We start from the raw sequence: 20,807 nt of genomic DNA, 5'->3' as shown, positions 1-20,807 counted from the left end.
TAATTTTTTTCCTGTTTCTTACCTTCACTAAAAAACTTTTTCATCTTACTTTATTTAAAATTTCTCGCCGATTCCAAAATGAATACGACTGTCACCTTCATCATTAATCGCATAATCGATACGGATTGGACCGACGGGAGATTGTACCCTTACTCCTAAGCCATAACCAAAACCATCACCACTTAAACCCCTTACTTCTGAAGGTTTACCGATTACTGCACCCCCTGAACCGAGAGTTGTACCATAATCAAAAAATAGAGTACCTGCTAAAAAGGAAACGATGGGAAAACGATATTCTGCGGTAGCTTGGAAAAATGATCGCCCGTTACCTAAATCCCCTTCTCCATAACCTCTAACGGAATTACTACCACCAATAACGAAGGCTTCATAGGGGGGTAAGTCTCCTAAAACAGTTCCTCCTTGGACGTTAAAAGCTAAAGTCTGAGGTCCTTCCATGAAATCGAAATTCAGTAATTTTAAAGGTAAATAGTAGCTATAATTTGCCCGAATACGATTATATAAAATAGAAGTCAGAGGCAAGGTTTGCTCCATACCTAACAATAATAAACTGCCATTGGTAGGGCGTAAACTATTATCACGGGTATCTTTAGAAGCATTTAATCTTAAAGTAATTAAATCATCAATACCGCCACTATTAAAAGCTAGTTTTTGACTTCCAAAGGCTTCTCCTGATCTAGGCGCACGATCGCCATCAGCATCCTGTATTTCAATATTTTGATATTGCAATCCTCCACTAATTACCCAGTCAGCAGGAGAAAAAGGATCTTTGGCAATGGGGCGAGAAATGGAGAAACCAACACCTGTACGTACTACCCTAGGACTATCATTATTTTCCGCAGTACGTATAGTTTCAGTGTCAGTACCATCATAAACTAGAGAAATCGATCTTCTACGGAAAAGATTTGCACCATAGGAAGTACGATAAGGATCACCTGCAATCCAAGGATCTTGAAAACTTAAATCAAATAATAATTCTCTTTCTCCTAATTGAAATTCTAATCCTACCGTTTGATTATTGCCACCTAAATTTTTTTCTTGATAACTAACAGTACCGAATAAACCACTGGTAGAACTAATACCAGCCCCTGCCGCTAAAGATCCAGTATTAGTAGGAACTATATCAACGTTCATGATTACTTCTGAAGGATCTTGCCCTGGGCTAAATGACAATTTGACATCTTCAAAAATTCCTAAACCAAATACTCTTTGTAAATCTTGTTGTGCTGTTTTCCGATTAAAGACATCACCGGGTTTTAGTTGCATTTCTCTTGTGACGATAAAATCTCTTGTCCTACTTTCAATTTCTTCTTGTTCGCTATCAAAAAATCTAACCTGAATATTTTCCAATCTTCCTTCGGCAATAACTAAAGTAACAACACCATTTTCACTAATTTGTGGTGCTCCTACCACTTGGGCTAAATCATAACCGTTATCGGTGTACCATTTATTGATTTCGGTAATTCCTTCTTGTAAGTCTCGAAGATTGAGAATTTTACCATATTGATCTGTAAATGCTTTTTCAATTACATCTGAAGGTAATAAGGAAGTTTGTCCATCTTTTTTTTCTGGCAAAGTTTGAATTTCAACTTTTTCTAACACTGGATTAGATAGTACTTCGTAAATTATTTTTACCCCATACTGAGTATCTTCTGGAGTTACTTTTACATTTCGGAAATATCCTGTAGCATAAATGGCATTAATATCTTCTTGTAATCTTGAACGAGTAGTAGTGCGTCCGGGATTAGTTCTAATAGTATTAAAAACTAAATCTTGCAATTCTCCTTCTACTCCTACCACCGATACTTCCGATACTAAGACTCTAGGCTCATCCACTGGCGGTTGAGATTCTGTTGTTGGTTGAGGTGTAGGATTTGGTTGGGGTGTAGGATTTGGTTGAGGCTCAGAATTAGACTCAGGCTGAGGATTTGGATTTGCTTGGGATTCTGATGGTTGTGTTTGTGCAGTTAAATTAGGAGAAAATAGTTCTTTTTTTGCTTCGGATGGTTCAGCAATGACAAAATCTGCATTATGATTTTCTAAGGTAACGGAAGATTTTTCTGGAGTTGTCAAATCTGTTGTCGCCGAAAGGTTCGTAGAAGTAGTTATAGTGTCTGATAATGCGATTGCTTTGAAAGGAAATGTTAAACCAACAGTGGATAAAAGTGCGAAAAGGAAAGTTTTATACCATGAAGAATGATTTTTAGATTTCAAAAGGTCAATTTGAGGGATAATTAGTGATTTTTTGTCTTTTTGATCAGAAATTATCCATGTTGAACGTGATTTATCCACTTTAGCGGTCAAAGAACGATATTGAATTTTCTTGTTTTTCACTGCCACACACCAAATTTTAATTGCAATAATTGTTTTTAAATATACTAGGTATTTCCCAGTTTTTCAATTTGAGTTAAAACTCTTTTTTGTACTTGCTCATATGCTGATTCAACTTTACCTAAATCTCGGCGAAAGCGATCTTTATCCAAGACTCTTTTTTCGGCATCTTGTTCCAAACAATCCCACAAACGACAAGTATCAGGACTAATTTCATCGGCTAATAATAAGTTACCATGAGCATCTAAACCAAATTCTAATTTAAAATCTACCAAAGTAATATCACAACTTACAAAAAAATCTTGAAGATACTGATTAATTTTGAGTGCATTATTTTTTAACTGCTCAATTTGCTCATCACTAGCTATATTTAATATTGATAAGCGATCGCTAGTTAAAAGGGGATCTCCTAAATCGTCATTTTTGAGATAAAATTCAACCAAAGGAAAAGGTAACTCTAACCCTTCTTTTAAACCTGTTTGTTTACATAAACTTCCAGCAGCAATATTTCTGACTACCACTTCTAATGGTATAATTTTGACTGCTTTGACTAACATTTCTCTTTCTGATTTTTGTGCCAAAAAATGAGTTTCAATACCCTTATCAGATAATAATTTGAGCAATGCGGAAGAAATTGTGCAGTTGATCTCTCCTTTTCCCTGAATAGTACCTTTTTTCAAAGCATTAAAGGCTGTAGCGTCATCTTTAAAATAAGTTAGGTATTCTTGCTCATTTTGTGTAGAATAGACAATTTTAGCTTTTCCTTCGTAAAGTTTAGCGGGTGTTGACATAATCAAAAATCATGAAATGAAAAAATATTCACCTATCACCATATCATAAAAGATAAAGGGCATTAGGATAATGTTTTTTAAAAATAATCAGGTTTAGAATTAATTTTTAATTATTAAATAGTTTTTTTCATAGCTAAAGTTAATCCATCTCCTATAGAAATAATACTTAAATCAATACGATCATCATGAGCTAATTTAGTGTTAAATTCTCTTAATTTTTGAGTTCTATTATCATTAATATTTTCATCTGCCACTTTTCCATACCAAAGCACATTATCAATAGCAATTAATCCTCCTTTTCTGACTAATTGTAAAGATTTTTCATAATAATGAGAATAGTTGCTTTTATCTGCATCAATGAAAACAAAATCAAAAGTTTCTGTTTCTCCTTGTCCGATTAATTGATCTAAAGTTTTTAATGCTGGTTGAAGATGTAAAATGATTTTATGAGCGATTTGAGCTTTTTGCCAATAATGTTGGGCAATATCGGTAAAATCTTTTCGTGTATCACAGGCAATCAATTTTCCGTCGTTTGGCAAAGCTAGAGCCATTGCAGTAGAACTGTAACCCATAAAAGCACCTATTTCGAGAATCTTTTTTACTCCCATTAACTTAATCAATAATGCCAAAAATTGGGCTTGATCTGGGGAAATTTGCATTTTTCCTAAAGGATGAGATGATGTTTCTTCTCTTAATTCCTGTAAGATTTTCGATTCTCTTAAAGATACTGATAATAAATATTCGTATAATTTAGGAGATAGGTTTAGATTTTCAATGGTCATTTTTAAGATAATAGATGATACATAATTCGTTAAAGTATAAGGTGTAGGGAAAATTTCATAATAAATCAACTATTCTTGTAGCAGAATATCCCAACTGTTCAAGCAATGTCAACTGTTAACAGTCAACCATCAATTACTAATTTATGTTTAATTTATCTGATAATTTTACTACTATCGCCATTACTTTAGTTGCCTTTATAATCATTATTTGGGGTTATAATCGAGCTAAACTTTTTGGTGAGATAGGTATTTTAGCGTGGCTACAATCTTTAACATTAATGAGTCCTTGGCTAGTATTTTTTGGATTATTAGCAACGGGGATATATATTAATCTTATTTCTGTTATTTTATTTCTAGTTTTATCTTCAGGTATTTATATTTATTTAGGTAATTTAATTAGAAAAAAAGCAACGAAAAATATTAACCCTGACAATCTCGAACAAATTAAAAAACAATTAATTGAAAATATTAACAAAAATGAAACTGTAAGTGATAGCAATAAAATATCATCATCTAATAATAATCTTGATAATTTTAAACAAAATCAATTTCCGATTAAAATCGAACAAATACAACCTGATTTTACTCCTATTAATGAAGAAGATTTAAAAGTCATTAAAACTATTTTTGGCATCGATACTTTTTTTATAACCGAAACAATACCTTATCAAGAAGGCGTTATTTTAAAAGGGAATTTACGGGGAGAAGCTGATTTTACTCATCAACATTTAACTGAAAAATTAACTGCTAAATTGGGTGATAAATATCGCTTATTTTTAGTGGAAACTCCTGAAGGAAAACCTGTTGTTATTATTTTACCTAGTACTAATGACCCTAAGCCTTTAACCCTCTCACAAAAAAATCTCGCTTTAGTATTATTTTTAGCAACAATTTTTACCAGTATGGAGGCGATTGCTTTACTGTTAGGATTCGATTTAGTTGGTAATTGGAATCGTTATCAAGAAGTTTTACCCTTGTGTATTGGTTTATGGATTATTTTATTAGCTCATGAAATAGGACATCAAATTATAGGAGCAAAAAATAATGTTAAAATAAGTTTGCCTTTCTTTATCCCTACGATACAAATAGGCAGTTTTGGTGCTATTACTCGTTTTGAATCTATCATTCCTAGTCGCTCTGTCTTGTTTGATATTTCATTTGCTGGACCCGCCGCAGGATTTGCCGTTTCGTTTCTGATACTACTTTTAGGTTTTTTGATGTCTAATGGTGAAAGTGGTTTTCAAATTCCCACTAATTTTTTTCAAGGCTCAATTTTTGTCGGTATTTTAGCAAAATTATTTTTTAATTCTGCTTTACAAAGTGAAACCATCGGTATAAATCCCTTAATGATTTTGGGATGGTTAGGATTAGTGATTAATGCCTTAAATCTTTTACCAGCAGGTCAACTCGACGGTGGTAGAATTATTCAAGCAATCTATGGTAGAAAAACCTGTCGCCGTGCTACTATCGGCACATTAATTATTTTAGGTATTGTTAGCATTCTCAATCCTATTAATTCTTTACCTTTCTATTGGGCGATCGTCATTTTATTCTTACAAAGAGAATTAGAGCGTCCTAGTTTAAATGAAATAACTGAACCTAATGATAAACGAGCGGCATGGGGATTAATATTAATTTTTTTATCTTTAACAACCTTAATTCCTATCACCCCAACTTTAGCTAGTCGTTTAGGTATCGGCATTGGATTGTAGAATCTTTACTTATTAATCATGACTAAAAATTTAATTAATTTATGGATTGTAGAACGCTGTTTACTAAGTTATAATTGTAGATTAGTTTTAAAATTTGAGTAATATTTTAGTAAGGAGGATATTAGATGACCCAAGTGGTTGTGGGACAAAACGAAAATATAGAATCAGCTTTACGTCGCTTTAAAAGACAGGTTTCTAAAGCTGGAATCTTCGCTGATATTAAGCGTCTGCGTCATTTTGAAACCCCCATTGAAAAACAAAAACGCAAAGCCGTTGCCCGTCGCAAAAAACGCTTTCGTTAAGTAGAGTAATGTTGTCGGAATGTTAGTGTTTAGATAGTTATAGTGATTTTTTTATAAATAGGTAAGGTGATAAGAAGATTGACAATTGATAATTGCAAATAATTGTTTTTGTCTTTGTTCATTAATGATGAAATTATGTAAGTCTGTTAAGTATTGTTTTTCATAAAGTATTAAAGCAAGTCAAAAAGTTTAAGTAATCGCTTATACTTAAGACTTGCTTTTTGATGAAAAGACTAACAATTAATAGTAATTTTTTCTTTAATTAAATTATCTAAATTTTGCCATTGATTAGCTGTAAAATTAACAAAACTAAGATTAATATTTTCTGATAATTCTATTCCTTCTTCTAACATTAAATTTATAACTATTTCCGAGAGAAATAAACTTACTTCTTTCCTATTAGCATCATTCAAATTCATTAACGAAGTTACATTTTTTTCTTGTGATATTTTAAATAAAATTTTCTCAATAGCGATCACAAGTTTTTTTATATCTGCTTTCCAAAAGACTTTAAGTTTACAGAAAGTTATATTTTTTACACTACGATTATTTATAGTTTTATATTATATCATGAAATAAAAACAACCAATTTTTATCTAATAAATTATTTAAATTAAGAGAATATAAATCTCTTTTTTTTGCTTTAATAGTGTCTAATACTTGGAAATTATAGTCACCTCATTTTCACCTTATTCCAATACATAACTTTTAAGATGGTAAAATCAATGAAGAATAAAAGAAGAGTATTTAATCAAAAATTCAGGAAAAAATCATATTAGTAAGATTTAATGGGAATAGATAAAAATTTTTTATTTATATCTGAGTGCTTTTTTAAAGATAACAATGTTAACTCAAATTATGGCTAATATATCTAAAGTAAAAGCTATTGATTTTAATTCTTTAAGATTTCGCTTAACTTTAGGTGTTGCATTACTTTCTACTCTGGGATTAGGCAGTGTAGCCTTCTGGATAAATTGGAAAATGCAAAATTTATTAATAATGACTCATAAACAAACCGTTAATTCTGTAGCCAATCGTTTTCCCCATGATGTAGAAATTTATAGTGAAATGGTTTCTTTAGAAATGGGTATTCAAAAAACTATTAAAAATTTATCTGATCATAAAAATTTATTTTGGTTTAAAAATAAGAATAATCTTATTATTGCTAAATCAAGTTATTTTTATCCTCAATTAGCTAATATTGAACATCTATCTTCAACTCCAAAAGTGATCATTCTTAATCAGAATTATTGGCTTATTTGTGGAATTCCTTTAAATATTAATCAAAAATTTATTGGTCATTTATATATTGCTCAAAATATTACTAACGAACAAATTTTATTTAGCTATTTAATTCGCAGTTTAACTATTGCGACTATTGTCGCTATTGCTATAATGATTATGGCGATCGCCTATTATATTTATTATTCTTTAAAACCATTAGAAAAAATTTGTAATGTTGCTGAAAATATCTCTGCCGAAAAATTAAAAGAAGTATCAATTAACTTTAATAATAGTCCTAGTGAAGTGAAAAAACTAGCCCAAACTTTAGAAAAAATGTTAATAAGATTAGGGCAAAGTTGGGAAAATCAACAACAATTATTAAGTAATGTTTCTCATGAATTAAGAACACCTTTAACGATCATATCAGGATATTTACAAAGTACTTTAAGACGGGGAGAAAATCTAACTTCCATACAAAAAGAAGCCTTATCGGTAGCAGTATCAGAAGCAAATCGTACAGTACAATTATTAGAAGATTTATTAGATTTAGCAAGGGCAGATAATGGTAATATTCAGATGCAATTAGAAATAGTAATCGTCAATGATTTAATCCGAGAAATTATTGCTATGGCTCAACAATATCGCACAAGAAATATTAATTTAATAGAAAAAAATATGAATATTAAGATTAAAGTGGATCCTAACAGATTTAAACAAATTTGTCTTAATTTAATTGATAATGCTATTAAATATTCTCCTGAAAATACTGATATTAATATTATTTTAAAGCATGATAAATCAGCTATTATTGAAATTCATGATCAAGGAATTGGCATTCCTTTAGCTTTACAACATAGAGTTTTTGAACGTTTTTATCGAGTAGATGAAGCTAGAAATAGAGATACGGGGGGTACGGGTTTAGGACTAGCTATTGTAAAAAGTTTAGTAACGACAATGAATGGTACAATTAATTTAATTTCTCAACCAGAAAAAGGTAGTATTTTTACTGTTAGTTTTCCTCTGATAGAATAACATGATAGTTCCTAATCAAAGAAAGAAAAATACTGAAGAATGATAATGAGTTATAAAATGATTTTTTGACTATTTGATTAATCCAAGAAATCTGTTAAAATTTCGTCAGGTTCGTCTTCAATTTCATAACTTATCATTGAAGAATAACTTAATTGATCGAAAGGAATAGAAGTAAAATTATTTTGTACACTAGCGATTAATTTCTCCATAATATCTAAACGATGTTGTAATCTTTCAATGGAATAATCTTTTTTTTCTAAGGTTATTAGTCTTTGGTTTAGTTTTTGATAATTTTCCTGTAATCTATTAATTTTAATATCAGTAATATTCTCGTCTAAATATTCTCCGATAATATCAGTAATTAATTCAGATAAAGATATTTGTTTTTCTAATGCTAAATCTTTTATTTTCTCTTGCCACTCTAGGGGTAAATTAATCGTAAGGTTTAGAGATGTATAGACTTTTTTTTCCGTCATTGATTAACCTAATAAAAAATAATTGATGATGATTTTTTAAAGTGTAAATTTTATGTTAGTTGGGCGAATATCTCCATTAATTAGGAGGGAACCTGAATTAACGACGAGAATGTTACTCGCCCTCACACTTAACTCATCTTAAATTTACCACCTTTAGCCGGATCAGTCCAATCACAAGAATATCCTTTAGTCTCTGCTACAAATTGATTCCAAGGAATAGCATCAACGGGAGCTTCAGTAGAATAGACAATATCAAATAAACCATCATCTCTTACTTGTCCAATACGTACAGTTTTAGCAATATGATGATTAGGTAACATCTTAACAGGTCCATGGGGTGCTGCAAATTGTTGTCCGACAGCGGAAGTTCTTACTTTTTCTATGTCATCAATACTACCAGCAGCTTCAACAGCTTGTTTCCAGAGATATACCATGGTATAAGCCGCTTCCATAGGATCATTTACGACTCTATCTTGACCATATTCTGCTTTAAAAGCATCGACAAACTTTTTATTTTCTGGACTTTCTACCGTTTGAAAATAGTTCCATGCAGCATAATGTCCTTTAAGATATTCTACTCCAATTTGTTGTACTTCTTCCTCGGCGATACTTACTGACATAACGGGAAATTTATCAGGAGTTAAACCTGCAGCCTGAATTTGTTTAAAGAAAGCTACGTTACTATCACCGTTAAGACTATTAAAAATAACCCCTCCGTTAGGTAATGCCGCTTTGATTTTAGCAATAATAGGAGTTACTTCTGTGCTACCCAGTGGTAAATAATCTTCTCCTACAACTTTGCCTCCTTTTGCGTCTAATTGTGCTTTAATAATAGTGTTAGCAGTACGAGGAAATACATAATCAGAACCAATTAAGAAAAAGTCTTTACCCTTATTCTCTAACAACCAATCTACTGCTGGTTCAATTTGTTGATTCGGGGCTGCACCAGTGTAAAATATATTTTTGGAACATTCTTGACCTTCATATTGTACAGGATACCATAGCATATGATTTTTAGATTCAAATACTGGTAATACTGCTTTACGACTGGCAGAAGTCCAACATCCAAAAACCGTAGCGACTTTATCTTGATCTATTAGTTTAGTTGCTTTTTCCGCAAAAGTGGGCCAATCAGAAGCACCATCTTCCACGATTGCTTCAATTTGTTTTCCTAATACTCCTCCCGCCGCATTGATTTCTTTAATGGCTAATTTTTCCGCATCCACAACGCTGGTTTCACTAATAGCCATTGTACCGCTTAAAGATTGTAAAATACCTACTTTTATAGCGTCTCCAGTGGCAGGTGCTGGTGATTCAGTGGGAGTGGTTGTTGCGGTATCATCAGCAGGAGGAGGTGAATTTCCACAGGCTTTTAATAATAAACTTGTACCAATAGTGGCTGAACTGTATAATAGAAATTTTCTTCTTCCGAGTCTGGACATGATTTAATTTTTTACTTATTTGATGTTTTAGACCTATTAATGGTAGAGAGAACCTTCAGAATATTTTGTATTGTAGGCTACACTTATTTGATCGCATTAGTAAAAGTAAACTATTATTTTAGAAAAACAGGACAATTACAAGTGAAGAGCAGACTAATTATATTAACATTAATTTGTATTTTAGTATCAGGGGTAGGTATTTTCTTGATGGGAGGTATTAATCCAGAGTTATTAGAGAATTTTGTCGCTAAATTGGGACTATTTGCTCCTTTTTTTTATATTATTCTTTATATTATTGCTACTATTTTATTGTTACCTTCTACTCCTTTAAATGTTAGCGGTGGTTTGATTTTTGGTTTTTGGTGGGGGCTTCTTTGGACGGCGATCGCTGCTGTAATAGCGGCAATGGTAAGTTTTGCCTATTCAAGATTTTTAGGCAGGAAATGGGTTAAAAAAAGATTTGGGATTCATTTGCAACGATTAGATAAAGAAATAAAAAAGGGTGGAATGAGTTATATTTTCGCAATTCGTTTACTACCTTTGATTCCCTATGGAATAGTTAATTTTGGTGCTGGTTTAACTTGTGTCAAGAAAAAAGATTATCTTTTGGGAACTATTTTTGGTACGATTCCGGGTATCTTACCATTTGTGATGATGGGTGCGGGAATTTCAGCAATGAGTAAAGGAGATATGTTGATGATTACTCTTTCTTTAGGATTGACGGGTTTATTAGTAGGTGCAGCTACATATTATCAAAAAATAAGTAATTAGTAATTAAGAATTAATAACAAATAATTGATCATTCACCATTAATCGATAACAATTGACAGTGAATTATTGGGTAAAAAGTAAGATTATGAATACAACAACTAGCAAATTAGATAACAACTTTTCGATCAAATTAATCAATGGTTTATTGAATATTAAACCTTTAATGGAATTTGCTAAAACCAGAGCCCGTAGTATGATTATTAAACGTGCGAATCTAATCGGTGTAGGATGGGAAAATAATGTTAAAAATCTTCAAAACCATGATTGGCAAACTGAAATTCAAGTTGTAGAAAATCCTGATATTACTTATCCTTCTTATTATCTTACTTCTTTTCATGCTTATGATCACGGTAATCTTAGCTGGGAAGCGGCTTGGGAATTAGAATCTGCATCTTATAGTGTTCATTCTACCGTCTATTCTAAAACTCCTCAAGCTGATGGAGATCGAAATTTAAGAGAAAGTTATAATCAAGTTTTAAAGTCAGAAATTATCTCCAATCCTGAGAATATATTAGATTTTGGTTGTGGTGTTGGCTTAAGTACTTTTGCTTTACAAGAAAATTATCCACAGAGTAATATTTCTGGTTTAGATTTATCACCTTACTTTTTATCGGTAGCCAATTATCAAAGTAAAATAAAAAATAAGTCTATTAATTGGATTCATAGTGCGGCAGAATTAACTAATTTACCAGTAAAATCCTTTGACTTAATTTCAGCTTTTTTAATGTTTCATGAATTACCTCAATCTGCCGCTGAAAATATTATCTTATCCGCTAATAAATTATTAAAAAAAGGTGGATACTTTGGAATAATGGATATGAATCCACAATCAGAAAATTATCAAAAAATGCCTCGTTATGTTTTAACTTTATTAAAAAGTACTGAGCCTTATTTAGATGAATATTTTACTTTAGATATAGCATCAGTTTTTGAAAAATGTGGTTTTTCTACTCCTAAAATTATACCCATCAGTCCTCGTCATCGCGCTATTATTGCTCAAAAAGTTAATTGATAATTACTTGTCAAATCTAAGCAACTTATTATGTTAAAAGAATATTAACTATTCCTTTTTTTGTTTTTACTTTAAATAATTTAATTTTTTATGAAAATTACTGTTACTAAAATTCCCGATGTTTTAATCATTGAGCCTAAAATTTTTGGAGATGAAAGAGGATTTTTTTTTGAAAGTTTTAATAGTAAGTCTTGGCAGGAAAAAACTGGTTTAAATACTAATTTTGTCCAAGATAATCATTCTCGCTCTCAAAAAAATGTTTTAAGAGGATTACATTATCAAATTCAACAACCTCAAGGCAAATTAGTCAGAGCAATACTAGGAGAAATTTTTGATGTTGCAGTAGATATTCGTAAAAAATCTCCTACTTTTGGGCAATGGGTAGGAGAAATTTTAACAGCTGAAAATAAAAAACAATTATGGATTCCTGAAGGTTTTGCTCATGGTTTTTTAGTGTTATCTGAAAATGCTGAAGTTGTATATAAAACTAATAATTTTTACGCTCCAGAATATGATAGAGCGATTCGTTGGGATGATGGCGATATTAATATTAATTGGAACATCAAAATAACTCCTTTACTATCCCAAAAAGATAAAAATGCACCCTTATTAAAAGATGCAGATATTTTTGATTAAAACACCAAAAATTTATGATAAAAGTTCACTAACAATCAACAAAATTAGTATTTTTGAAATTATTAATTAACCATGAAAATTTTACTATTGGGAAATCAAGGACAAGTTGGCACAGAATTAACCTATACTTTACCATTATTAGGAACATTAATTAAAGTTGATCGAAGTTTAGTTGACTTGACAAATGAGCAACAAATTCGAGATATTATTCAACAAATTAAACCTGATATTATTGTTAATGCGGCGGCTTATACTGCTGTTGATAAAGCCGAATCAGAAAAAAAATTAGCCGAGCAAATAAATACAATTGCACCTAAAATAATCGCAGAAGAAATGAGTAAAATTAAAGGTAAATTAATTCATCTTTCTACTGATTATGTTTTTGATGGGAAATCTAATACTCCTTATTTAGAGACAGATTTAACCAACCCATTGGGAGTTTATGGTCAAAGTAAATTAGCTGGAGAAACAAATATTAAAGAAAATAGTGATAATTATATTATTATTAGAACAGCGTGGGTTTATAGTACTTATGGTAAAGGAAATTTTCTTAAAACAATGCTTAAATTAGGGAAAGAAAGACAACAAATCAAAGTAGTAATAGATCAAGTTGGTTGTCCCACTTATGGGGAAGATATAGCTATATTTATTAATAAAATTATTACAAAATTTGGGAATGAAAATAATAGTAAAAGGCTTTATCATTTTACTAACTTAGGAGTTTGTAGCTGGTACGATTTTGCTGTTAATATTTTTAATGAAGCTCAAAAATTAGGCTATAATTTAAAAGTAAAAGAGATTGTACCTATCTTAACATCAGAATATCCAACTCCAGCTCAACGTCCTCATTATTCTGTGTTAAATACTCGTAAAATTAGTGAAGATATAGATTGTTTTCCTCCTTATTGGCAAGATTCTTTATCTAAATATTTTCTCAAACTTACTTAATATTAATTTCAAAAGATAAGAGACATAAAATAAAATTATTGAAGACAGTTTTTAACTGATAAATATAAGGGTACAATTAAAGTCAATTATCTATAATTAATTATCAATTTTACTAATATCTATAACCGAATATCTAAAATATTTTCTCAAAACAATTTATCATCTTCAAAGTAGAAAAGTCTTAATTATCTGTACAATTAACTTAGTCAAAAAAACTAGCTAAAAAAAATTGTTGACAAACTAAAAAAATAGGTTATCTTTTATGAAAGCATTAATTTTATCTGGAGGAAAAGGTACAAGACTACGTCCTCTAACTTATACAGGGGCAAAACAATTAGTACCTGTAGCGAATAAACCCATTCTCTGGTATGGTATCGAAGCTTTAGTTAGTGCAGGAATCACTGATATAGGCATCATCATCAGCCCTGAAACTGGTACTGAAATAGAGAAAAAAACAGGAGATGGAAGTTATTTTGGTGCAAACATCACTTATATTCGTCAAGATAGTCCTGATGGTTTAGCCCATGCCGTCAAAATTGCCCAACCTTTTCTCGGTGATTCTCCTTTCGTGATGTATTTGGGTGATAATTTAATTGCCGATGATTTAGAACAATATTTACAGGAATTTGTTGAGAAAAAGTTAGATGCTTTAATTCTACTCAGAAAAGTTTCTAATCCTTCCGCTTTTGGTGTGGCTACTGTCAACGAAAAAGGAGAAGTTTTAGCATTAGTAGAAAAACCTAAAAATCCGCAATCAAATTTAGCTTTGGTGGGGATTTATTTTTTCTCTTCTTTAATTCATAATGCGATCGCTAATTTAAAACCTTCTGCTAGAGGGGAATTAGAAATAACCGATGCCATTCAATCTTTATTAGAAGACAAGAAATTAGTTTCAGCAAGACAACTAAAAAACTGGTGGTTAGATACAGGAAAAAAAGATGATTTACTCGAAGCAAATAGAATTATTTTAGATACTGATTTAGAATCAGAAAATTTAGGTATAATTGAAGAAAATAGTCAAATAATTGGCAGAGTTAAAATTGGTAAAAATACACAAATTATTAACTCAACTATTAGGGGTCCTGTTATTATAGGAGAGAATTGTTTCCTTGAAAACTGTTTTATAGGTCCTTATTCAAGTATCGCTGATAATGTTAAATTAAGCGAAACAGATTTAGAGCATAGCGTGATTTTAGAATCCGCAGAAGTTGTGGGTATTCATCAGCGAATTGTGGATAGTGTCATTGGGCAAAGGGCAAAAATTCATCCAGCATTAAAACGTCCGAAAGCAGTTAGTTTTATGATAGGTGATGATTCTCAAATTGAATTAATATAGTGAATTTAAAATAAAAACTTATGGTAGATTTCGGTTTTACTCATGTCGCTTTAGAAGTTAGTGATATTGATAAAAGTATTGATTTTTATGAAAAATATGCTCAAATGAAAGTCGTACATCGTCGGAAAGATACTGTATCTCAAAGTGATGTTGCCTGGATTAGTGATTTGACTCGCCCATTTGTGATTGTTTTAATTAAAATGCCGAAGGTTGAAGGAAGACTTACACCACAATCTCACTTGGGTGTAGCTTTAGAAAGCCGAAAAAAAGTAGAACAATTGTGTATTATGGCTTCTGACGAAAAAATTTTAGTGTCAGGACCCAATGATTGGGGTTTACCTGTAGGATATTGGGCATATATAAAAGATCCTGATGGACACACTTTAGAAATATCTTTTGGTCAAGAAATTCATTTTACCTTAGAAAATTTTAAGAATAAATAAAAATAGGCACTCTTTTATAGGCTGGAGTTTCTGCCAAATTGTCAATATGTGCCTTAAATAGAATATTTGCTTCAGGATAAAACATAAATGCTGTGCCTTGCAAAATATTTCCTGCAATAATTTCGATATTGTCTAACTCACCTGCATCGCCTTTGACTTTTACCCGTTGATTCTCCACAAAACCGCCCTTTTTAATATCCTCACGATTCATCAAAATACAGTAACGATGAAGCATTCCCCGATATTTGTCTGCGGTGTTATAAACAACGGTGTTATGTTGCCCGTAACCTCTCCCCGTGCCTAAAATTAACACTATACCCTTACTATCTGCACTCACTTCAAAAAATTCTTTATCAGGGATAGTTAAGACAGGTAAAGGAGTTACTTGCATTTGTGCTTTACCATTAGCAGTTTTAAACCTTGGTTGAGTAAAAATTCGATCGTCAATGGTAAATTCTTCTTTAGTTTTGTCAATTTCGCCTATTTTTTGATAACCCGGTATGGTTTTGGCAATTAACTCCCGAATATAGCTAGTATCTTGTAATTGCTTCCAATTAATAGGATTTTCACCTAATATCTTATCCGCAATTTCCGTAATTAACTCAATTTCCGATACTAAATCACCATCTTGAAGATGAGTTGTACCCATTTCATTTAAGCGCACAAAGTTATTTCCTGACTCCGTAGTAGTGCGGTGAGGATTCTCGAAACGGTTAAATACTGGAAGAATAAGGGTATTTTCTTTAGCTAACCCGTGAAAATGTCCTAAATTTGGCTTAGTTGCCACATAAAAGATAGTTTCGATGTTTGATAACGATCGTTTTGCTTCCGTTAAGTCGGGATTAGCACCATATAAATTACCTCCTAAACAAAAGAGAGTATCTACTTTATGGTTATCCGAAGCAGTAATTAATCCCCTTGCAGAGTAACCTTTTGTTTCTGTGACAGATTGTCCGATAATTTCTTTTAAGGCTTGTTTGATGAGCTCACTAAGTCTAATGGTAACTCCCATTGAGCCAAATCCTTGCACGTTAGAATGTCCTCTTATGGGCATTGTACCCGCTCCCATTTTACCAGCATTGCCCGTAATTAAGGCAGTATTGGCAATACTTTTGACGTTATCAACACCGTTGGTATGGTGAGTTATACCCATTGCCCAAGCAAAGACAACCTTCTGCGATTTACCAATAGTATAGGCAACTTCTTCTATTTCCTCTCTGGATAAACCGCAAGTATCGATAATGGTATCCCAAGAAGTATTTTCTGCATGGTTAACCACTTCCTGCCAACCATCGGTATAGTTGCGTAAATAGTCAAAGTTGATTAAATTTTGTTCGAGTAAAGACTTTTGGATACCAACAAATACGGCGACATCACTTCCGGGTATTGGTTGCACATATAAAGTAGAAATATCTGAGCCACCTTTTAGTAAGGATTTAATGGGAAAAGCAGGGGAGGCGAATTTGACTAAACCGACTTCGATTTGCGGATTGACAATGATTACTTTACCGCCTTTATCTCGAATTTTGATTAATTCATTCATCAAGCGGGGATGATTAGCCGGGGCATTTGAGCCAATTAAAACAACACAATCTGACTGTTTCAGGCTTTCGAGGCTTACCATTGATGTGCCACTACCGAAAACCTCTTTTAAGCCTACGGTGGAAGGTGCGTGACATAAGTCTGAGCAATCAGCTAAATTATTACTACCTAATGCTCTCATCATCAATTGTAAAATAAAAGCGGCTTCATTTGATGACCTTCCAGAGCTATAACTAGCGACTCTTTCAGGAGGATGTTTAAAGGCTTTTTCTGCTATGTCATATACTTCCTGCCAAGTAATCCTTTCATAATGGTTACTATCCTTTCTTAATATTACAGGATAGCTTAATCTGCCTAGTTGATCGCACTGTTGAGAATCTAATTGTTGTAATTCTTCGATGGTAAATTGGGCAAAAAAATCTGGTTTAATGCCTTCTTGTAATTCTGCGGATATTGCCTCAACACTTTTCGCACATCGTTGTAAATATTCTCCTTCCTCATTGACAAAACCGCCCTTTTGCCCTCCTGTACCCCATGCACAGGACAAACAACTACTTTGATGATTTAATTTTTCCCAAATTTTGACACCTTGAGGAGAAACGCTTTTTTCTACCCAATATTTAAGTACAGGTAAACCGCCACCAGCAGAAGGGGATTTAGTAGATTCTGTCATAATTCAACTCGGATAATGATGTCTTTTTTATTTTAATTCTTCATGGTTAACAATTATGGTATTTTTGTTTTTTTTATCCAATTGTCACATAGTTAGTAGTGATTTATTTTAAGAAAGACGATCGCCTTTTCTCTGTTTGAGAATACATAAATTAGAACTATAATTAGGAATAACCAAAAAATGAGAAAATTGATTATGTCGATCGAATATACTGCAATTATCACAAAAGATGAGGATTGGTGGCTCGGTTGGGTTGAAGAAATACCGGGTGCAAATGCCCAAGAAAAAACCAAAGAGGAATTAATTATTAGTTTACAAGAAGCAGTCAAAGATATTATTGAACTTCGTCGCCAATATTCAAGAAGCTATTGAATTATATATTGAGATGTTGAGAGAAGAAGATCGTAATATTCCTGAAGATAAAGTTGAAACCGTAATGTTGACTATATGATTAAACTACCTCAAATTTCATAAAGAGTGCGTTCACTTTTAACATGGATAAATTTAATTATTAACTGGCAAATTATTTTTTGGGATTAAAGAACATGAAGACAAAAAGAGTTGCCTTAATTACAGGTTCTACTTCTGGAATTGGAATGGCAATTGCAAAACAACTTTCTCAAGATGGATTTTCCATCGCTTTCCATTCTAAATCTTCATGGCAAATGGGTCGGGAATTAGCAAAAAATCATTCCGATTCTTCTTATACTCAAGCCGATTTAGCAGATCAAAAACAAATTCGTGATTTGATAAGTTCAGTTATATCTCATCATGGTCGCTTAGATATTTTAGTAAATAATGCCGGAATTAATGCTATTATCCCTCACCATTCTCTGAAAAAGGCTTGTCCCGAAATTTGGCGTAATATTTACGAAATTAATGTCATCGCACCATGGACACTCATTACAGAGGCTGAACAGGTCTTAAGAGAATCATCAAATAGTGATTGTCCTAGTTGTATTCTCAATATTAGTTCTCATGCGGGTATTCGTCCAAAAGGAGGTTCAATTCCATATGCGACGAGTAAAGCTGCTCTCAATCATATGACACGTCTTCTGGCGTTAAGTCTAGCACCAGAGATTAGAGTAAATGCGATCGCACCAGGATTAGTCAATACTCCCATGACGGAAAATTGGATAGATGCACAAAAAACTTGGCAACAACGTTCACCCATGAAACGAGGTGCAAAACCAGAAGAAATTGCTCAACTGGCATCAATGATAGTTAAAAATAATTATCTTACAGGGGAGATTATCATTTGTGATGGTGGCTTAAATCTTACTTAATAATTTTCTATCTCCATGATACCTTAGACTCATATCTTGTACCTAGGGAATAAATTGCTGGTGAGGTGGAGAAATAAGCGATAGGGAATAATAATAATAAAAATAATTGACTATAAAATTATCTAAATTGATTTTTTATATTTTTCTATTTAGTTTTTTTATCATGTTAATTTACCTTTAATATCTTTAACAAAACTATGGCTATAACAAGAATATTTGCAGTGCAAATTCATACAAGATTTCGCACAGAGTTTGAGGATAAATTTTCAGATCTCTCCTTACGAACTGTAGAGGAAGCTACTGGTTTTATTTCCGCTTCTATTCATAAACCAACTAAATGGTCGCCAGACGAATACATGATGATTTCTCATTGGAAAAATGAAGCAGCTTTGATAGCCTTTGCTGGTGAAAAATAAAACGTTTGAGTAATTCCTTACGGTATGGAAAAATTTGTTAAGAAATGTTCGGTTTATCACTATGAGTCATGGGATTAAAGAATATTTTTAAATGGTATTATGGCGATCGCAAAAAATTAAAATACGGAAAATGAAGTAATGATGATTTCGATAGAATATTAGACGGCTATTCAAGATTATCTTTTAATGACTAGAAAATAAATCAATGATTAACTTTGTCAAAATAAGAGAAGAAACACCCAATGATATTAATTTGATAACAGAGATTACAAAATTAGCTTTTAAAAATCATCCCTATAGAACCCATTTGATATTGATGCCTGTAACCCAAATAACAAAAGGCTTTGACGAGATTAAAGCATTCCTCCTGAAATCATTACTATGTAATCATTCTAAAAAAGATACCAAATGGGTTCTATAGTAATCACACTGAACATTTAATAGTTGAAGAATTAAGGAAACATGATTCTCTCTCAATTTCATTGGTTGCTGAAAAAGAGGAGTTATTAATTGGACATATCGCATTTTCCCCTGTAGAAATTAGTGATGGAACAAAAAATTGGTATGGTTTAGCACCAGTATCTGTTAAACCTCAATTTCAAAATCAGGGAGTCGGAAAAAAACTCATTAGGGAAGGATTAAAAATTCTCGAACAAAAAAATGCTGATGGGTGCGTAGTTTTAGGTGAGCCTGAATATTATCAAAAGTTTGGATTTAAAAACAATTCAAACATAGAATTAATGGGAGTTCCACAAGAGTTTTTTCTCTCATTAAATTTTGGAACATCAACCCCAAAAGGGCAAGTAAAATATCATCTTGCTTTTTCTGTAACCCCTGAAGATGATCGATTTTATTTATAATAAAATATTTAGCATATATATTATGTAGCGATTATAAAAAATTCTAATCAAACTGTTCATTCAACGAAAAAATAATAATAACCGTCATTGAAAGGGTGGAAAACTGAACTTACTATTTATTTTATACTATGAAAAATAAGTTATTATATAAGCAATCAAGGTTTTCTTTTAACTTTTTTAACTAATCCACTTATATCCAATGAAATTTAATCTTCAATCTCTCTACAGTTTTTATCGCAATGCAATCCGTAACCCAAAATATCGTAATTGGATTATTTTAGGTACATTAATTTATGTTTTAAGTCCTTTTGATATTTCTCCTGATTTTTTCCCTTTAGCAGGACAAATTGACGATTTTTTATTATTATCAATTATGTTAACAGAAGTTTCTCAAATGATTATGAGTAGCGTAAAAAATAAAAAAGATTCCTATACAGAAACACAAGAACAAAAAACTGTAGATATTGATGCTGTTTCTTTAGATTAAAATAAACTTAAATAAAAGATTTATTTAAGTTTGAAAAAATGAAAACTATTAATTTTTACATTTTAAATATATTATTGTATTAACCTTATTTATTTTGAATAATAACAGGTACACCATCAAAAACGGTTCGATTATTAACAGATTTAATATTAACATCCACAATACTATTAGCTTTTACTAGGAAAAAACTAGCTAATTCCATGATAATTAGTACTAAACACACAGGTATGATAGTTAAAATTGTTTTGGTATAAGCATCAATTTTTATGAAATAATTTACCTATCAA

At 31.7% G+C, this 20,807-nt stretch carries 21 protein-coding genes; 14 read left to right on the top strand and 7 right to left on the bottom strand.

Annotated features, from left to right (window positions below; all coding sequences use genetic code 11):
* Positions 1 to 54: 54 nt before the first annotated feature.
* The 3 genes from GM3708_RS12550 to GM3708_RS12540 form a co-directional block, all read right to left on the bottom strand.
* Complete coding sequence (locus GM3708_RS12550) at positions 55 to 2,352, bottom strand: BamA/TamA family outer membrane protein (RefSeq protein WP_071827672.1); 2,298 nt, start codon at positions 2,350 to 2,352, stop codon at positions 55 to 57.
* A 44-nt stretch (positions 2,353 to 2,396) separates the two neighbouring features.
* Positions 2,397 to 3,140: a phosphoribosylaminoimidazolesuccinocarboxamide synthase gene (gene purC, locus GM3708_RS12545; protein ID WP_066347504.1), complete on the bottom strand. Its 744-nt coding sequence runs from the start codon at positions 3,138 to 3,140 to the stop codon at positions 2,397 to 2,399.
* 113 nt (positions 3,141 to 3,253) lie between these two features.
* Positions 3,254 to 3,922: a class I SAM-dependent methyltransferase gene (locus tag GM3708_RS12540; RefSeq protein WP_066347503.1), complete on the bottom strand. Its 669-nt coding sequence runs from the start codon at positions 3,920 to 3,922 to the stop codon at positions 3,254 to 3,256.
* Between the two features lie 143 nt (positions 3,923 to 4,065).
* Here GM3708_RS12540 and GM3708_RS12535 point away from each other — a divergent pair, with 143 nt between their 5' ends.
* The gene (locus GM3708_RS12535; protein ID WP_066347502.1) at positions 4,066 to 5,634 is read left to right on the top strand and encodes a site-2 protease family protein; all 1,569 of its coding nucleotides are present in this window, start codon (positions 4,066 to 4,068) and stop codon (positions 5,632 to 5,634) included.
* Between the two features lie 125 nt (positions 5,635 to 5,759).
* Complete coding sequence (rpsU, locus tag GM3708_RS12530; protein ID WP_066347499.1) at positions 5,760 to 5,936, top strand: 30S ribosomal protein S21; 177 nt, start codon at positions 5,760 to 5,762, stop codon at positions 5,934 to 5,936.
* A gap of 233 nt (positions 5,937 to 6,169) precedes the next feature.
* Here the strand turns inward: rpsU and GM3708_RS12525 are convergent, their stop codons facing one another.
* On the bottom strand, positions 6,170 to 6,355 hold the full coding sequence (locus tag GM3708_RS12525; protein ID WP_144439319.1) for a hypothetical protein: 186 nt from the start codon (positions 6,353 to 6,355) through the stop codon (positions 6,170 to 6,172).
* Positions 6,356 to 6,794: 439 nt separating this feature from the next.
* Here GM3708_RS12525 and GM3708_RS12520 point away from each other — a divergent pair, with 439 nt between their 5' ends.
* Positions 6,795 to 8,192 (top strand): ATP-binding protein, encoded by a 1,398-nt coding sequence (locus GM3708_RS12520; protein WP_071827671.1) that lies wholly within the window; start codon positions 6,795 to 6,797, stop codon positions 8,190 to 8,192.
* A gap of 77 nt (positions 8,193 to 8,269) precedes the next feature.
* Here the strand turns inward: GM3708_RS12520 and GM3708_RS12515 are convergent, their stop codons facing one another.
* Together GM3708_RS12515 and urtA are read right to left on the bottom strand one after the other, a co-directional pair.
* On the bottom strand, positions 8,270 to 8,668 hold the full coding sequence (locus tag GM3708_RS12515) for a hypothetical protein (RefSeq protein WP_066347494.1): 399 nt from the start codon (positions 8,666 to 8,668) through the stop codon (positions 8,270 to 8,272).
* A 128-nt stretch (positions 8,669 to 8,796) separates the two neighbouring features.
* Positions 8,797 to 10,110 carry an urea ABC transporter substrate-binding protein gene (urtA, locus tag GM3708_RS12510; protein WP_066347491.1) on the bottom strand — a complete coding sequence of 438 codons (1,314 nt, stop codon included), beginning with the start codon at positions 10,108 to 10,110 and terminating at the stop codon, positions 8,797 to 8,799.
* Between the two features lie 39 nt (positions 10,111 to 10,149).
* Between urtA and GM3708_RS12505 the strand changes: the two genes are divergently transcribed.
* The 6 genes from GM3708_RS12505 to GM3708_RS12480 all read left to right on the top strand — a co-directional run bounded on the left by GM3708_RS12505 (position 10,150) and on the right by GM3708_RS12480 (position 15,256).
* On the top strand, positions 10,150 to 10,881 hold the full coding sequence (locus GM3708_RS12505; RefSeq protein ID WP_082714110.1) for a TVP38/TMEM64 family protein: 732 nt from the start codon (positions 10,150 to 10,152) through the stop codon (positions 10,879 to 10,881).
* 85 nt (positions 10,882 to 10,966) lie between these two features.
* Positions 10,967 to 11,893: a class I SAM-dependent methyltransferase gene (locus GM3708_RS12500; protein ID WP_066347488.1), complete on the top strand. Its 927-nt coding sequence runs from the start codon at positions 10,967 to 10,969 to the stop codon at positions 11,891 to 11,893.
* A 90-nt stretch (positions 11,894 to 11,983) separates the two neighbouring features.
* On the top strand, positions 11,984 to 12,529 hold the full coding sequence (gene rfbC / locus GM3708_RS12495) for a dTDP-4-dehydrorhamnose 3,5-epimerase (protein WP_066347484.1): 546 nt from the start codon (positions 11,984 to 11,986) through the stop codon (positions 12,527 to 12,529).
* Positions 12,530 to 12,601: 72 nt separating this feature from the next.
* Positions 12,602 to 13,477, top strand: coding sequence for a dTDP-4-dehydrorhamnose reductase (gene rfbD, locus GM3708_RS12490; protein WP_066347481.1), 876 nt, complete (start codon positions 12,602 to 12,604; stop codon positions 13,475 to 13,477).
* A 262-nt stretch (positions 13,478 to 13,739) separates the two neighbouring features.
* Entirely contained in the window at positions 13,740 to 14,813 is a 1,074-nt protein-coding gene (locus GM3708_RS12485) for a glucose-1-phosphate thymidylyltransferase (protein ID WP_066347480.1), read from the top strand.
* Between the two features lie 20 nt (positions 14,814 to 14,833).
* Entirely contained in the window at positions 14,834 to 15,256 is a 423-nt protein-coding gene (locus GM3708_RS12480) for a VOC family protein (protein ID WP_066347479.1), read from the top strand.
* On the opposite strand, the gene GM3708_RS12475 is transcribed toward GM3708_RS12480, so the two are convergent.
* Positions 15,243 to 17,471 carry an FdhF/YdeP family oxidoreductase gene (locus GM3708_RS12475; RefSeq protein ID WP_066347478.1) on the bottom strand — a complete coding sequence of 743 codons (2,229 nt, stop codon included), beginning with the start codon at positions 17,469 to 17,471 and terminating at the stop codon, positions 15,243 to 15,245. The genes GM3708_RS12480 and GM3708_RS12475 overlap by 14 nt on opposite strands.
* 180 nt (positions 17,472 to 17,651) lie before the next feature.
* Between GM3708_RS12475 and GM3708_RS18585 the strand changes: the two genes are divergently transcribed.
* The 5 genes from GM3708_RS18585 (at position 17,652) to GM3708_RS12450 (ending at position 20,520) form a co-directional block, all read left to right on the top strand.
* The gene (locus tag GM3708_RS18585; RefSeq protein ID WP_197671664.1) at positions 17,652 to 17,843 is read left to right on the top strand and encodes a type II toxin-antitoxin system HicB family antitoxin; all 192 of its coding nucleotides are present in this window, start codon (positions 17,652 to 17,654) and stop codon (positions 17,841 to 17,843) included.
* 173 nt (positions 17,844 to 18,016) lie between these two features.
* Positions 18,017 to 18,757 carry an SDR family NAD(P)-dependent oxidoreductase gene (locus GM3708_RS12470; RefSeq protein WP_066347476.1) on the top strand — a complete coding sequence of 247 codons (741 nt, stop codon included), beginning with the start codon at positions 18,017 to 18,019 and terminating at the stop codon, positions 18,755 to 18,757.
* 197 nt (positions 18,758 to 18,954) lie between these two features.
* The gene (locus GM3708_RS12465; RefSeq protein ID WP_066347469.1) at positions 18,955 to 19,173 is read left to right on the top strand and encodes an antibiotic biosynthesis monooxygenase family protein; all 219 of its coding nucleotides are present in this window, start codon (positions 18,955 to 18,957) and stop codon (positions 19,171 to 19,173) included.
* Positions 19,174 to 19,559: 386 nt separating this feature from the next.
* Positions 19,560 to 20,033, top strand: a complete 474-nt coding sequence (locus tag GM3708_RS12455) for a GNAT family N-acetyltransferase (RefSeq protein WP_082714107.1) — start codon at positions 19,560 to 19,562, stop codon at positions 20,031 to 20,033.
* Between the two features lie 199 nt (positions 20,034 to 20,232).
* Entirely contained in the window at positions 20,233 to 20,520 is a 288-nt protein-coding gene (locus GM3708_RS12450; protein ID WP_066347464.1) for a YkvA family protein, read from the top strand.
* Positions 20,521 to 20,807 lie beyond the last annotated feature (287 nt).

The organism is Geminocystis sp. NIES-3708, from assembly GCF_001548095.1.
GTDB lineage: Bacteria > Cyanobacteriota > Cyanobacteriia > Cyanobacteriales > Cyanobacteriaceae > Geminocystis.
The sequence above is the reverse complement of the archived record's forward strand: the minus strand, read 5'-3'. Positions and strand labels throughout refer to the sequence as shown.

Excerpts from the sequence above, each read along its gene's own strand:
- GM3708_RS12500 (WP_066347488.1), top strand. The coding sequence starts at position 10,967 with ATGAATACAACAACTAGCAAATTAGATAACAACTTTTCGATCAAATTA.
- GM3708_RS12520 (WP_071827671.1), top strand. The coding sequence starts at position 6,795 with ATGGCTAATATATCTAAAGTAAAAGCTATTGATTTTAATTCTTTAAGA.
- GM3708_RS12475 (WP_066347478.1), bottom strand. The coding sequence starts at position 17,471 with ATGACAGAATCTACTAAATCCCCTTCTGCTGGTGGCGGTTTACCTGTA.
- GM3708_RS18585 (WP_197671664.1), top strand. The coding sequence starts at position 17,652 with ATGAGAAAATTGATTATGTCGATCGAATATACTGCAATTATCACAAAA.
- GM3708_RS12470 (WP_066347476.1), top strand. The coding sequence starts at position 18,017 with ATGAAGACAAAAAGAGTTGCCTTAATTACAGGTTCTACTTCTGGAATT.
- GM3708_RS12535 (WP_066347502.1), top strand. The coding sequence starts at position 4,066 with ATGTTTAATTTATCTGATAATTTTACTACTATCGCCATTACTTTAGTT.
- GM3708_RS12505 (WP_082714110.1), top strand. The coding sequence starts at position 10,150 with ATGGTAGAGAGAACCTTCAGAATATTTTGTATTGTAGGCTACACTTAT.
- GM3708_RS12485 (WP_066347480.1), top strand. The coding sequence starts at position 13,740 with ATGAAAGCATTAATTTTATCTGGAGGAAAAGGTACAAGACTACGTCCT.
- GM3708_RS12540 (WP_066347503.1), bottom strand. The coding sequence starts at position 3,922 with ATGACCATTGAAAATCTAAACCTATCTCCTAAATTATACGAATATTTA.
- GM3708_RS12515 (WP_066347494.1), bottom strand. The coding sequence starts at position 8,668 with ATGACGGAAAAAAAAGTCTATACATCTCTAAACCTTACGATTAATTTA.
- rfbD (WP_066347481.1), top strand. The coding sequence starts at position 12,602 with ATGAAAATTTTACTATTGGGAAATCAAGGACAAGTTGGCACAGAATTA.
- GM3708_RS12480 (WP_066347479.1), top strand. The coding sequence starts at position 14,834 with ATGGTAGATTTCGGTTTTACTCATGTCGCTTTAGAAGTTAGTGATATT.
- GM3708_RS12525 (WP_144439319.1), bottom strand. The coding sequence starts at position 6,355 with ATGAATTTGAATGATGCTAATAGGAAAGAAGTAAGTTTATTTCTCTCG.
- rpsU (WP_066347499.1), top strand. The coding sequence starts at position 5,760 with ATGACCCAAGTGGTTGTGGGACAAAACGAAAATATAGAATCAGCTTTA.
- purC (WP_066347504.1), bottom strand. The coding sequence starts at position 3,140 with ATGTCAACACCCGCTAAACTTTACGAAGGAAAAGCTAAAATTGTCTAT.
- rfbC (WP_066347484.1), top strand. The coding sequence starts at position 11,984 with ATGAAAATTACTGTTACTAAAATTCCCGATGTTTTAATCATTGAGCCT.
- GM3708_RS12450 (WP_066347464.1), top strand. The coding sequence starts at position 20,233 with ATGAAATTTAATCTTCAATCTCTCTACAGTTTTTATCGCAATGCAATC.
- GM3708_RS12465 (WP_066347469.1), top strand. The coding sequence starts at position 18,955 with ATGGCTATAACAAGAATATTTGCAGTGCAAATTCATACAAGATTTCGC.
- urtA (WP_066347491.1), bottom strand. The coding sequence starts at position 10,110 with ATGTCCAGACTCGGAAGAAGAAAATTTCTATTATACAGTTCAGCCACT.